This is a genomic window from Fibrobacter sp. UWH9 (assembly GCF_900129715.1).
Taxonomy (GTDB): Bacteria; Fibrobacterota; Fibrobacteria; order Fibrobacterales; family Fibrobacteraceae; genus Fibrobacter.
In genome coordinates this window covers 129,577-143,052 of sequence record NZ_FQWP01000004.1, presented here as the reverse complement: position 1 = coordinate 143,052, position 13,476 = coordinate 129,577, and the positions used below count along the sequence as shown (strand labels likewise).

14 protein-coding genes are annotated in these 13,476 nt (G+C 46.2%); 12 read left to right on the top strand and 2 right to left on the bottom strand.

Annotated features, from left to right (window positions below; all coding sequences use genetic code 11):
* Positions 1 to 5 precede the first annotated feature (5 nt).
* Genes BUB94_RS05145 through BUB94_RS05135 form a run of 3 tightly spaced genes read left to right on the top strand, consistent with a single transcriptional unit; the run spans position 6 to position 956 of the window.
* Complete coding sequence (locus tag BUB94_RS05145; RefSeq protein WP_083538118.1) at positions 6 to 500, top strand: DUF3990 domain-containing protein; 495 nt, start codon at positions 6 to 8, stop codon at positions 498 to 500.
* A gap of 1 nt (position 501) precedes the next feature.
* The gene (locus tag BUB94_RS05140; protein ID WP_073234779.1) at positions 502 to 741 is read left to right on the top strand and encodes a hypothetical protein; all 240 of its coding nucleotides are present in this window, start codon (positions 502 to 504) and stop codon (positions 739 to 741) included.
* Positions 738 to 956 carry a DUF3791 domain-containing protein gene (locus tag BUB94_RS05135; protein ID WP_073234776.1) on the top strand — a complete coding sequence of 73 codons (219 nt, stop codon included), beginning with the start codon at positions 738 to 740 and terminating at the stop codon, positions 954 to 956. The genes BUB94_RS05140 and BUB94_RS05135 overlap by 4 nt, the downstream gene beginning before the upstream one ends.
* Positions 957 to 1,083: 127 nt before the next feature.
* On the opposite strand, the gene BUB94_RS05130 is transcribed toward BUB94_RS05135, so the two are convergent.
* A complete protein-coding gene (locus tag BUB94_RS05130) occupies positions 1,084 to 1,371 on the bottom strand; it encodes a nucleotidyltransferase family protein (protein ID WP_073234989.1) in 288 nt (95 codons plus the stop codon).
* Between the two features lie 554 nt (positions 1,372 to 1,925).
* Here BUB94_RS05130 and BUB94_RS05120 point away from each other — a divergent pair.
* The 6 genes from BUB94_RS05120 (at position 1,926) to trpA (ending at position 8,082) form a co-directional block, all read left to right on the top strand.
* A complete protein-coding gene (locus BUB94_RS05120) occupies positions 1,926 to 2,411 on the top strand; it encodes a hypothetical protein (protein WP_139260134.1) in 486 nt (161 codons plus the stop codon).
* Positions 2,412 to 2,480: 69 nt separating this feature from the next.
* A complete protein-coding gene (locus BUB94_RS05115) occupies positions 2,481 to 3,119 on the top strand; it encodes a hypothetical protein (protein ID WP_073234768.1) in 639 nt (212 codons plus the stop codon).
* Positions 3,120 to 3,599: 480 nt separating this feature from the next.
* Positions 3,600 to 4,004 carry a GNAT family N-acetyltransferase gene (locus BUB94_RS05110; RefSeq protein WP_073234765.1) on the top strand — a complete coding sequence of 135 codons (405 nt, stop codon included), beginning with the start codon at positions 3,600 to 3,602 and terminating at the stop codon, positions 4,002 to 4,004.
* A 152-nt stretch (positions 4,005 to 4,156) separates the two neighbouring features.
* On the top strand, positions 4,157 to 5,479 hold the full coding sequence (locus tag BUB94_RS05105) for an ATP-binding protein (protein WP_073234762.1): 1,323 nt from the start codon (positions 4,157 to 4,159) through the stop codon (positions 5,477 to 5,479).
* Positions 5,480 to 5,938: 459 nt separating this feature from the next.
* Positions 5,939 to 7,219, top strand: a complete 1,281-nt coding sequence (trpB, locus tag BUB94_RS05100) for a tryptophan synthase subunit beta (RefSeq protein WP_073234759.1) — start codon at positions 5,939 to 5,941, stop codon at positions 7,217 to 7,219.
* Between the two features lie 119 nt (positions 7,220 to 7,338).
* Positions 7,339 to 8,082, top strand: coding sequence for a tryptophan synthase subunit alpha (trpA, locus tag BUB94_RS05095; protein ID WP_249505832.1), 744 nt, complete (start codon positions 7,339 to 7,341; stop codon positions 8,080 to 8,082).
* A gap of 178 nt (positions 8,083 to 8,260) precedes the next feature.
* On the opposite strand, the gene BUB94_RS05090 is transcribed toward trpA, so the two are convergent.
* The gene (locus BUB94_RS05090) at positions 8,261 to 10,003 is read right to left on the bottom strand and encodes a beta-galactosidase (RefSeq protein WP_073234756.1); all 1,743 of its coding nucleotides are present in this window, start codon (positions 10,001 to 10,003) and stop codon (positions 8,261 to 8,263) included.
* Between the two features lie 256 nt (positions 10,004 to 10,259).
* Here BUB94_RS05090 and BUB94_RS05085 point away from each other — a divergent pair, with 256 nt between their 5' ends.
* From BUB94_RS05085 to BUB94_RS05075, 3 genes are all read left to right on the top strand, one after another.
* Positions 10,260 to 11,558, top strand: coding sequence for a chloride channel protein (locus BUB94_RS05085; protein WP_371585430.1), 1,299 nt, complete (start codon positions 10,260 to 10,262; stop codon positions 11,556 to 11,558).
* A 136-nt stretch (positions 11,559 to 11,694) separates the two neighbouring features.
* Complete coding sequence (locus tag BUB94_RS05080) at positions 11,695 to 12,651, top strand: radical SAM/SPASM domain-containing protein (RefSeq protein WP_073234753.1); 957 nt, start codon at positions 11,695 to 11,697, stop codon at positions 12,649 to 12,651.
* A 35-nt stretch (positions 12,652 to 12,686) separates the two neighbouring features.
* Positions 12,687 to 13,421 (top strand): hypothetical protein, encoded by a 735-nt coding sequence (locus tag BUB94_RS05075; protein ID WP_073161465.1) that lies wholly within the window; start codon positions 12,687 to 12,689, stop codon positions 13,419 to 13,421.
* The last annotated feature ends 55 nt before the right edge of the window (positions 13,422 to 13,476 follow it).

Here is a 13,476-nt window from a genome sequence, read left to right as displayed (position 1 = left end):
ACCACATGCAGATTGAAGTTTTTCACGGTAGCGATCTTGTCGTAACGAATCCGGAACTTAGGATTTCGTCCAGGGCCCTTGATTTTGGTCCCGGTTTTTACACAACGACGAATCGTGAACAAGCCATAAATTTTGCAAAAAAAGTTTGCGAACGAAATCAAACAACATCTGCCGTCGTTTCCGTTTTCAAAATCGACTTGGACAAATTGAAACAATCATTGAAAGGCAAATGGTTTGAGTCTCCAGATGAAGTCTGGTTGGATTTTGTAAGCGACAATCGTTCTGGAAAAATGCAGGATATCAACCTTGACTGCGTTTACGGCCCCGTTGCAAACGACACCATTTTCAAAACGTTCATCGCCTATCAAAATGGAATCTTGACAAAGCAAGATACCATTGACCGTCTAAAGGTTCGACCACTCTATAATCAGCTTGTTTTCAAGACTGAAGCTGCGTTAAAGTTTTTGGAGTTTGACAGAAGTTTCTCGGTGAAGGTATAAGATGTCTGAAATAGAATTCAAATCTACCTTGCAGATGCTTGTGCCCATGGTCGTGCAGAACATTTGTTCGGAATATGGCTTAAGCGAGTACGACGCCCTCATGGCTTTGTACGAATCAAAGCTGTACAGCGATCTAGAACGTGAGCCCACAAAATTATGGCATTTGAGTCCGTTAGCCTTGGCTGAACTGTGGCATCAAGAAATTGAAACAGGCAAAATCGTATATCCGGAGGAAGCATGAGCATCGAAACTGAATTTGCGGTATGCTGCCTGGAGGAATACAAGTTCGTCCACAAAATGACTGGCGCCGCCGTCATCGAACTTTTCAAAAAATACAACGTAGTCGATTACTTAATCCGCCATTACGAAGCGCTTCACACCACAAGCCTTGCCTATTGCGTCGAAGACGTGGATCAGTACTTGTCAAACAGGAAAAGGGTTTCTGACAATCCTTAATGATTACGTTCTAAAAGGTGAGTAAATTCTTATAGGGTTCTTTTTGAACCCAGCAAAAAACTACAGCTTATTTTCTGCAGAGTTCTCTAGTACAGAAATCTTGGATTCCAAGGTCGTCTTGAAGTTATCAAACTTCCGCATAGAGGCAAACTCCCTCACGTTCGATGTTTTGCTTCAGCTTTTGCGATATAATCGATTCCATATCCACAACGTCAAAAGACAGGAGCGAATCAGCCTCATCTTCTAACATGAACTGAAAATCGGAAACGTTCTTGCCTGTTACGGCCAGGTCAACGTCGCTACGTTCCCTATTGGTTCCACGGGCGCGGGAACCAAACAGCACCACACGACTCAGTTCACACTTCTTTGCGAACTGAACGATTTGCTGCAGCAATTTATCGGAAATGTTGACCATGCCGTTAATATAATAAATTGAATCGCAACATTGCATTTCCTATAAAGAATTTACCCAGCACAAAGCCTCGATCAACGGTCTGCTTATTCAGTATGTCTGACCGCGAACTCAACGAAATCTTTAGCAATTTCGGTTTTACTAAGGCGCCAAAAAGCGTACAAGCCGAATGCAGCAAAACAAATTCATTTGTTTTATTGCTGAGGTGTAGAGCGGACGCCAAAGGCGCCAAAAATTTGGACCAGCGCCAAGGATTTTATTGAAATTTTCTGATTTTTTTCACACACAATCGTTTGCCAACCCGCATAAAATAAGGTATCTTAGCAAAGGACATCTTATAAGGGTTCTTTTTGAACCCGGGGAAAACACAAAGAACTTTGAGAAGGAAACTATAATGAAACGGATAATGGTACTTTTGGCCATCCTCTTCTTTGCTGTTGCACAACCAGCTTTTTGCGGTGGAAAAACTCACCTGATTAAAACAATCGTGAAAAAAAACTGCCGAAACTTCAAGTCATTCCGCAAACCATTCGGCCTATAACGGAATGGAGCACTACATGGCTACGAGAACTGCCATTGTAGGAAATAAAATTTTAAAGCAAGATTGGGATCGAGATTCAGTTAAGTACAGGCGTATGTATCTTGATACAAATCGCTATCGTATAAAGATAGACTCCTCTGGAAATAGATTAATTATTCCAACTGATTTATCAAACACACCAAGCCCCAATTATGCACCAACCTACCAAAACCAGGCTTTATTCAAACAACCTTTGCTCATCCAAAATAATTCTAAAATTGAAACTATCGATGATAAAATAAGGGCCTTAGATAGTCTTTCTAGTGTTTCGAATACAAACACTATCGCAAACAAAACCGTTCAGAAAACAGCTGTTCCGCCAAAGCCAGTGTATGTTCCAGAAACCTATAAACACGAAAATGATCCGGACTACTTTCCAACAATAGCCCTTTGCATCATTGGTTTTCTATGCATGCTCATTTTACCTGCAATCATAATCTTTAAAAAGAACAAAAAAAAATAAAATCTTATTGTAGCTCTTTTTGAACCCTGAGAAAACTGAAGCAAGTGTTCTCAGGAGTAAAATCATTCTATGAACACACTAGATAACGAAGCTCTACATGTACGTCTCAGGAGCGCCATATCTCTAGCCTGGACCATTCTACAAAACAAGGTTGCATACGGTCTTATTGAGATAAACAAGGAAGCATCCCTTCAGCTCCAATTTGCAAGTATTTTGCAACACGTAATTTCCTTGATAACTTTTTCAAAGGATGAGGAAGTTTCCCTGCTACTTGAAGAAACTTTGAATGACGGAACTGGAACCTGTGAAGCTGACGTAGTTCTAAAATGCCGTAAAGGCAAGAAGACCCACTCTATTGCTATAGAAATGAAATGTTACAAAAGGTTAGCAAGTTCTGGCAATCCAAGAGGAGCACAAGATATTTTTCATAAGGATGTCTATGAAGACATAGCAACCCTTGAACGCTACATATCCAACAATCAATGCAACGAAACAGTCTTCCTTGCAATGACCGATTTCGTAAACATCGTAAACCCAAAGCGGAAGGTAGGAAAACTTTGGAACTACGACATTTCTGATGGATTTGTGCTTAATGGCCCTGCCTGTTTTACAACACCTATTGGAGGCAAGGCCGTCAACATCCATATTGTTCATTCATATACATTTAAATGGATTCCTAAGGGAAATTTTTTCTTTCTTGAATTATAGCCCCCCCCCCGGTAAAAAAATGCCGTTCATGTGCAAGAAATGGCGTTTACCAGCATGTTCGTGAGCAAAAAAGTCATACTTTTCATAAAAACAAACAACAAAAGTATGATTATTTACAAACAAACCAATCAAAGCGCTACCTATTTTCGTTTAACTGGTCATACTTTTTCACAAGCACTAAACGAAAAATACTACCCGTAACACATAAACATACATAACCTAAGCCCCGCACCTCCCTCTTTGCCCCCATATAGGCGTGATTGGTAATACTTTCCTCCCCAAAGCAACACAAATGTTCGACTTTTTAGTCAATTTTTCTTATAGGGGTTCTTTTTGAACCAGGGGAAAACTGAAGAATTTGAATTAAGCCAGGATGTTGTTTCTGTATCAATTGAAGAGATTGATAAGGATAAATGGTCAGAGATTATTGTAGATTAACAGATAAATTCCGATTTTTAGTGTTAGAAGGGAAATTGTAAAATGAGTATAGAATATAAAGAAATTCACGAATTTGAAGCTGAACAATTGAAGGACTTATTTCTTTCTGTTGAATGGTCATCAGGTCATTATCCAGATAAGTTAGTAGTAGCAATGAAAAATTTCCAGACTGTGTATTCTGCATGGGAAGGGGAAAAACTTGTAGGAATGATTTGTGCTATGGATGATGGAATTATGAATGCATATGTTCATTATTTGTTAGTCAATCCACAATATCATGGAAACACGATAGGAAGAACATTGGTAGCTATGATGAAAGAACATTATAAAGATTATCTGAGAGTAGCAGTTATTGCATATGATAACGAATTACATTTTTATGAACAATGTGGATTTGCAAAAAGTAATGATGCATCACCAATGTTTATTACATCATTATGGACATAAATTCAGATTTTGCTGTTTTAATCTTATAGGGGTTCTTTTTGAACCTGGAGAAAAGCAAAATCTACAATCAAAAATGCGTCATTTTTGCATTATTCATATAAAAAACGCAGTAACATTTGCAAAATTCATAGGAAAAATGTATTTTCAGTACTATGAAGAGATCCATCAGCAAACAACTTTTAGATTGGAAAAACAAGGCCAAGCGAAAGCCACTGGTAATAACCGGCGCTAGACAGTGCGGAAAAACATACGCCATCAAGGAATTTGGTGCGCAGGAATTTGCAAATTTCGCCTACATCAATTTCGAAGGGAACGAAGCCCTGAAATCCATTTTCGATTACGATCTGGATGTCAGCCGCATCGTTCGCGAGCTAACCCTTTATTCCGGTCAAAAAATCGAAGTGGGCAAAACCCTGCTTTTCTTTGATGAAATTCAGGTGTGCCCCAAGGCAATCACCAGCCTAAAATACTTCTGCGAAAACATGCCGGAACTCCATGTGATTGCCGCGGGTTCACTTCTCGGCGTCGTCATCCGGCAACAAGAAATTTCATTCCCCGTGGGCAAGGTGGAACGCCTGCAAATGTTCCCCATGAGTTTCGAGGAATTCGTTATGGCTAGCGAAAACGGCGAGACTCTTTTGCAGGCGGCCAAGTCCACAGATGCTTGCGAACCGCTACGAACTGTTTTCGCGGAACCTCTCGAAAAGTTGTTGCGCTACTATTATATCGTCGGAGGGATGCCCGAAGCCGTAGCCACCTTTTTTGAAACTCACGACTTTGAAGCCGTCAGCCAAGTTCTTTCCAACATCCTGCAGGATTACAGCGATGACTTTTCAAAGCATGCCCCCATTCACGATGTTCCAAAGCTACACCTGATTTGGGATTCCGTGCCAAAGCAACTTGCAAAGGACAACAACAAGTTTGTCTTCTCCCATGTCAAGGCGGGCAAGCGAGCCGCAGATCTGGAAGACGCTTTGCAATGGCTTTTTAGCGCAGGTCTGCTGCATAAGCTCGAGTGCGTTACCAACGCTGAACTCCCGCTTTCAAACAACGCAGAAGGATCGATCTTCAAAGTCTATATGAGCGATGTGGGTTTGCTTCGCGTAAAATCTGGACTGGACCCACAGACAATCCTTAACGAGACACCTCTTTACGCCACCTTCAAGGGTGCGCTTACAGAAAACTTTGTTCTAAACGAACTTCTAAAACAGAACTTCCATCCTTATTTCTGGCGATCCGAAAACACCGCTGAACTGGACTTTCTCCTTGAAGTCAGGAATGAACTGATTCCAGTAGAAGTCAAAGCCGAAAAGCACACTAAGGCCAAAAGCTACAACCAGTTCTGCAAAAAATTCAAGCCGAAAAAAGGTTTAAAACTTTCCATGAAAAATGCGGGAACCGCTAGTGTCGAAGAAACCGAAACCTTGATGTTGCCGCTTTACGAAAGCTTTAGGGTGAAGGAATTTGTCTTATAAGGGTTCTTTTTGAACCAAGTAAAACCTACAGCACATTTTCACCAAATTTTCCCGACAATCCTCCCCCTTCCCCTTGCCAATTTTTTGGGATATTCATAAATTTTGGTACATGAAGATGATTAACGTGCTTTGCGAAAACTTTGACGGCCGATGGTGGCGCGGGCTCTAACATAGAGTCTGGTTTTTGCAGGTATAGTTGATCAAGGCAAAAGGCTTCCAGACTCCCTGGAGGCTTTTATTTTTTTCCAAAGACATTTAGAACCTCCAGGTAATCCAGGGCCTGCGCCTAAAAAAGCTATTTTTTAGACGTAAAAAAATTCATCTTGAGCGTTGCGCGCCCGCGAGGTTGATGATTCTAGATCCTTCGCTACGGCTTCGCCTCCACTCAGGATGACACTCTGAGGAATGAACTTCAACAGTTCCACTCAGGGTGACGAACAAGAGACAAAAGGACCACATATGGCAAAATCTCTAGTAGAATCTGATAACGGCTTCTTTAATCAGTTCGGCGGCAAGTACGTCGCTGAAATCATCCGCCGTCCTTTGGACGACCTTGAAGAAGCATTCAACAAGTTCATCAAGGATCCGGAATTCCTGGAAGAATTGCGAATTATCCAGCGCGATTACATCGGCCGTGAAACTCCGTTGTACTACGCTCCTACCGCTACTGAACTTTTGGGCGGTGCACAGATCTACATCAAGCTGGAAGGTCTCGCCAACACTGGCGCACACAAGATCAACAACGCCATCGGTCAGTGCCTCCTTGCAAAGAAGATGGGCAAGACCCGCATTATCGCAGAAACTGGTGCAGGTCAGCACGGCCTCGCCACAGCAGCCGCCTGCGCAAAGCTGGGCCTTGAATGCGTCGTCTATATGGGCGAAGTGGACGTTCGTCGTCAGCAGCCCAACGTCGCCACCATGGAACTTTACGGCGCCAAGGTGGTGCCGGTCACCAGCGGTAGCCGCACCTTGAAGGATGCCGTGAACGAAGCCATGCGCGACTGGGCAACCAACTTTGCCACCACTCATTACGTTCTGGGTTCCGCTCTTGGCCCCGCACCCTTCCCCGATATCGTCCGTACTTTCCAGAGCATCATCGGTGAAGAAGTGAAGCGTCAGGCTGCAGAACGCAACCTGGACATCGCAGCCATCGTGGCTTGCGTTGGTGGCGGTTCCAACTCCATTGGCGTGTTCACTCCGTTTATTGAAAATGAAAAGATTCGCCTCATCGGTGCAGAAGCTGGCGGCGTAGGCCCGAAGCTTGGCGAAAACGCAGCCCGCATGGTGGGCAATGCTGCCAAGGTGGGCATCGTTCAGGGTTACAAGAGCAAGTTCCTGGTAGATGACGATGGTCAGTCCCAGCCTACCCGCTCCATTTCCGCAGGTCTCGACTACATGGGCATCGGCCCTCAGCTGGCAGCCCTTGGCGAAGCCGGCCGCGTAGAATTCACCAGCATCCTGGACAAGGAAGCTTTGGAAGCCGTAAACTTCTTCGCCAAGAACGAAGGCATCCTCTTCGCCTTGGAAAGCTCCCACGCCGGTGCTGCCGCCATGAAGATCGCCAAGGATTATCCCAAGGATAAGGCAATCATCATCAACATGAGTGGCCGTGGCGACAAGGACATCTTCATTACCAGCCCCGTGTTCCGCCCCGAAAAGTGGAAGGAATTCCTGGCCGCTGAACTGAAGCGCCTCGAAAACAATGAAGATATCCACGACGCAGAAATTATGAATAAGTAGTGATTAGTAAACAGTGGTTAGTAAGCAGTGAAAATAAGGCGGCTGCGCCGCGATTATAAAACTAACCTCTAACCACAAGCCACTAACCACTAATCACTAACCACTAACCACTAATTTTTATGAACGCACCAATCCGTTTAATGTCCCATTTGATTGCAGGTTTCCCTGATGGAGAAACTTCTGTGGCAATTGCAGACGCTCTGGTAAAGGGCGGCGCATCCATCCTGGAAATCCAGCTGGCCTTTAGCGATCCGAGCGCTGACGGTCCCGCTATCCAGACCGCTTCTACCGTGGCTTTGGAAAAGGGCTACTCCACCAAGCAGGGTCTTGAAATCGTGAAGAAGATTCACGACATGCATCCGGACATTCCCATCTACATCATGACCTACGGCTCCCTGGCATTTACCCCCGGTGTCGAAAACTTCGTGAAGATGTGCAAGGACGCAGGCGTTAGCGCTTGCATCATTCCGGACCTTCCCTTCGATAACGACGAAGGCCTCACCGCCGCTTGCAAGAAGTACGGCATGGAAAACATCCCCGTGGCAGCACCTTCTATGACCCAGGCTCGCCTGGAAGAAATGGCTTCCAAGGGTTTCACCTACATCTACGCAGCACTCCGCGCAGGTACCACCGGTTCCCAGACTGTCATCGACCAGGCAACTCTCGACTTCCTGGATACCGTGGGCAAGGGCGGTGCCAAGGTTCTGGGCGGCTTCGGCATCCGTACCGGCGAACAGTCCAAGGTTCTCTGCAAGCATGTGCATGCTGTTGTGGCAGGTTCCGTATTCGTGAACATCATGCTGAAGGATCCCAAGGATATCGCAGGCGTTGAAGCCAAGGCCCGCGAACTTTCCGGCTTGTAATTCCGTCAAGCAAAATCGTTAGGCAGTTGTCATTGCGAGCGAAGCGTGGCAATCTAGCCTAAAACACAAATGAAAAGTCCAAGGTGAAGAACCTTGGGCTTTTCAAACACTCTGTTGCATATAGAAAAGTCCAAGGCAACAACCCTGGATCCTATCTATAGAGAAATATCCGACTCCCCTACGGTTTCAAATACAGTTTCCTGTTTTCCTGAAGGCCTTCATTATCAAATCGGACGGTTGGATTTTCGCCCTTCTTATAAGCCTCTTCGCTTTCATAAATGGACAAGGCTATAGTTACGCCAGGCAAAGCCGCCACATTGGTCTGCCTTGCAGGAACTTCATGGGAGAAAGAGAATTCCTGAGTCATGCCATCCTTGAACGTTTTCTTGGGAATATGGACGGTCTTGCCAATCTGCGCCAGGGACGTTCCCTCGCCATCCACAAATTCAGCCACCAGATACACGTCAAAGAAACAGGGAGCCACACCGGAATTCTTCACCGCAATATTTAACTTATTTGTAGTCACCGTCGCTTCGGTTACGGTTAGCAGTTCCGCCTTGGCGATCGTAAAATTATAACCGATAACATGGGTCATGGAATCCGCCAGCGCCTTGTTATCCTTGTAGAAATAGTAGCCATCATAGCTATCCTGATCCAGCACGTAGTAGGTCAGGTGTGCGGTAGTAATGGCATCCACCCAACGTTGCGGAGTCCACTTCAAATAACCGCCAGGAATGACGTCATTATACGTGAGCATGGTCTTATAGCCACCCAAGTTTTCCGCAATTGTAGGCAGCCCTGCCTTGTAGCAACGCACCAGGGAATCAGCCCTTCCGGGAGTTCCGATAAAACCGTCATCACGTTTGGCGATGCCCAGGCTCAGCGCATACGTATACACATCGCCGGAACCGTTAGACGGCAACACAATCAAGGTCTTCTTGAAAACGGAGGCGTAATGTTTCAGCATGTCCTTCTCGATTTCGGCAGAAGGCATTTCGCTCCCCACCAAATGGGAAGCATGCCACTCGCCCCATTCCCCAAAGGAACGAATATCAATGTATTCCAGGCGGGGATCCCCATCATACTTTTCAGCCAACGCGGTTCCAAAATCCTTGGCGGCCTGCAAGTAAATGGAATCATCCCAAACAGGAACGGAGGCGTCATAACCTTCCTTCAAAGTTTTTGCGGTAATCTTTTTTGCGCCCTTTTCATAAACCCATTTGGGAGTCCAGTCGTATTTTTCTTCGGGCGTATCGTTGCCGGTAATAAAAGAGGGTGTGTAAGGCAAAACGCGGAGCGCATACGTCAAACCATTCTTTTGACAAGCCTCCAGGATTTTTTCTACAGGAGCCCAATTGTACACACCTTCGCCAGGGTTCAGCGAATCCCACTGGAAATAGCCGGAACCATAAGTGATCAAATCCCAGGCACGATTGTTCAATTCACCATAGGGACCATATTCAAATTCCGGGACAAAAGTCCAGGTGCCGCCCACAGGAACGGTAAAGCCTTTATGGGGGTTAGCTAATGGTCCGTCATACGGTTTAAGTACATAAGAAATTTTTGCCGTATCCGCGGGAGCGATCGTCATGGAATCAGTAGGTACCGCCGCGGAATCTGTAGGCACTATCGTCGTGTCTGTAGGCACTATCGTTGTGTCTGCAGGCTCCATCGCAGAGGTGTCAACGGGAACCGTCGAGGAATCTGCAGGAACAGTCAACGCGGTATCGGCAGAAACATAGGATATTGTATCTTCGGGAATCAGCGCAGAAGTACCCGCAGGCATTTCATTAGCCGCATCTTCCGACGAACTGGAAATTTCGTTAGCAATACCCGTACTGACGTCATCATCACTACAGGCCCCTAAATTCAAACCTATGACCGCAGAGGCCACCACACCAAACAAAATAGAACGCTTCATCTAATCCTCTTATGCCGCAATGAATATAGATTGTTTTCTTTTAAAAAAGCTTTATCCCGAAGCAAGAAATCGTTTACACGGCGGACCAACCTTTTTTCTAAATTTGTCGCCGTAAATTAAAGCAGGCCGCCCCTGCACAATCACGAGATTTTTTATGAATTTTAGCGACTTTGGAAAATACAACCAGTTCAAGGAACAGTTCGCCAACATGTCTCCCGAAATGAAGGAGCAGATGATGAAGATGGCGAAGGAACAGATGAAGGCCCGTGTTGGTGGCTTTTTCAAGAAGTGGTTCTCCCTGCCGGTTTTGACAATCGTTGCCGCAGGAATGGGTGCAGCCATTGGCGCGCTGATGGCATTCTTCGGCCAGGTCTTGCTGACTGTTGGCGGATTGCGAGATGCACACCCCATCTACTTTATTCCGGGTTTGGCTCTGGCGGGTATCGCCATCGTTCTCGCCTACAAGAAATGGGGCAAGGGCGCAGAACGGGGCATGGGCTTGATTTTCTCTGTGGGACAGGGCAAGGAAAGCCACATTCCGTTGCGTTTGATTCCCATGGTGGCTGTGGGCACTTGGCTTACCCACTTGTTCGGCGGAAGCGCCGGCCGCGAAGGAGTGGCAGTACAGATTGGTGGCGCACTGGGTCACAACATCAGCAAGAAACTGCCTTTTGAAAATGCGTCCCACATTATGCTGGTGGCGGGCATGGCCGCAGGCTTCAGCGGACTTTTCCAGATTCCTATGGCGGCAACGGCCTTTGCATTGGAAGTGCTGATTGTTGGCCACATGGACCTGATGGCTTTGCTGCCGGCTGCAGTGGCTGCTTTTACCGCCTGCAAGGTTTCCAATATGTTGGGCCTTGAAAAGTTTGCGGTAGACCTGAATGGAATTTTGAGCACCGACGGCGGAGCAACCGTTAGCGGACTCTTTATGAATGGCGGCGCACTGGACATGAATTTTGTGGTGAAGCTTGCCTTGCTGGGCGTTTTGTTTGGTGTTATTGGTGGAGGCTTTGCAAAGTTGCTGAGCTTGGCCAAGGAATTTTTCGCCAAGAAATTCCCCGACGGAATGAAGCGTATCGCCATCATGGGCGTTACCTTGAGCGCACTTTTCCTGTTGCTGTGGCAGGGTCGCTATTCCGGCCTGGGCACCAACCTGATTGACATGTGTTTCTCTGGCGCAGGTATTGCTGACGGTTCCAATATCGCCGGCGGCATCCAGAGCTACGACTGGATTCTGAAATTTGCATTGACCATTTTGACATTGGCCGCAGGATTCCAAGGAGGCGAAGTCACTCCGCTGTTTAGCATCGGCGCAAGCCTTGGTGCAGTTTCTGCAGTGATGTTCGGCCTACCCTTCCCCCTGGCAGCAGCCCTTGGCTACGCCGCTGTTTTCGGAAGTGCAACCAACACCCTTTGGGCCCCGATTTTAATCGGCTGTGAAGTTTTCGGTTTCGACTGTCTGCCCGCATTCTTTGTGGTTTGCATTGCAGCTTATGTTTGCAACGGCGGACAATCCATTTACAACCAGAAGAAACTGAAACTGAAGTTCTAGGCAACTCTTTTAAAAGCTCAAGAAACAAGCGAAAACGTCATCCTGAGCGAAGCCCCGCGAAGTCGAAGGATCCAGTCGTTAGATTCCTCGAATCCAAGCCTACGGCATTTTGCTCAGAATGACATTCAGGTAGAAAATGAACGGCGTTTACATTGAAATCACGGATGTGTGCAATCTGCACTGCAGTTTCTGCCCTTGCGGAAAGCGTAAGACGGAAGCGCCTCGTGAATTCATGAGCTCGGATCTTTTTGAGCGTTGTGTTACCGAAGCAGCCGTCGTTACAGAACAAGTTTACTTTCACGTTCTTGGGGAGCCCACATTACATCCGGGATTTTCCCTGTACCTGAAAAAGCTGGAGGAAGTTTCCAACGCCCGCACCGACGGCAAAAAGCTCCAACTGAACTTAACTACAAATGGCACCACCATAGCACGCTGTGGCAAATCAATTCTAGCCTCCCCCGCTGTCCGACAGGTGAATTTTTCAACCCACGCCTATGCGGAATTGCCCTTTGACGAAGCCGCGGAAAACCTGCAGAATATCCTAGACTTTTGCCGTATGGCCGCTGCGGAACGTCCCGACTTGTACATCAATTTGCGACTGTGGAATGTAGGCGACGAAAGTTCCAACGCCTGGAACAACTACATGCTGGAGCAGGTGAATAAAGCCTTAGGCCGCACAGGCTCTGCAGATGAGAACAGTGCACCGGAAGAAAACCGCGCACCCATCACATTGGAGCATTTCTGCAGCCGCCACAAGAGTTTCCTTGTGGAAGGCCGCATTTATATTCATCAGGACTCAAGATTTGAATGGCCCGCGGCCGTCTCCAACGACGACAATTCAAGTTCTTGTGCAAACTTTCCGAAGGGAACGTGTCGCGCCTTGGACACTCACTGTGCCATCCTTCACGACGGCCGCGTAGTCGCCTGCTGTCTGGATCACAGCGGACAAATTACGTTAGGACGAATTCAAGACAACAGTCTTTTAAACATTTTGCATTCTCCTCTTGCGGTCAAAATCAAGGAAGGCTTTACCAATCACGAGCTGCGCCATCCCTTCTGTCAAAACTGTACTTTCTGCAAACGATTTAAATAAGACTTTTTCTATAATTCCTCCAGTAGGAGGTTTATATGAAAAACAGATTCTTATTTGGCTCTGTCCTAGCCTTTTCATTAGCATTCTGGGCTTGCGGAGATGATACTTCTAGCACAAGTTGCATAAGCGAATCCTCTGATTCCAACAGTCAAGAAATTTCTTCCAGCAGTGAAGCAACTGCGGAATCATCGAATGAATCCGAAATTCATAGTTCCTCCAGTAGCGAAGATACATCCAATAAGTTGGGTGTCTGGAGTTTTTACGAAGATAACTGCGACGCCTGCAAAATTTCAGCATCAAGCGTTTACTACGAAGAGTACGACTTTACAGGTTTGAAGGGCGCTGTAAAATGCCAAATGGGAGAATCCACTTATGCCGGCGCAACTATTCGCATTTACGAAGAACAGCAAGACATAACTGACTGGGGTGGGCTTTGCGCCGTCTTCAAATCAGAAGGTAGATTCTTCCTCGGCATTGTCCCCGAAGATGCAAAAAATTATTCGGGAGGAATCAATTATATGGCATGGATGGAAAGTGCAGATTCCCTTGTCATAGCAGACCTTCCCTGGGAAGTTTTCAGTCGTCAGGATGGCTTTGCAGAACAACGGGTAACAAAGGAAGACTTCCTCACGCGAATCGTGGGATTCATGGTCCAATTCGAAGACAACGGACCAGAATTGGACGGATCCTATAAAGGTGGATTTGAAATTCAAAAAATCGGTCCTTTAGGAACATGCGGAACTCCTACCGAAGGTTATACAACTTGGTGATAAAAAGTTATCCGAGGCGGTCTTGATGGACCGCCTTTATTTTTCTAAATTGCGG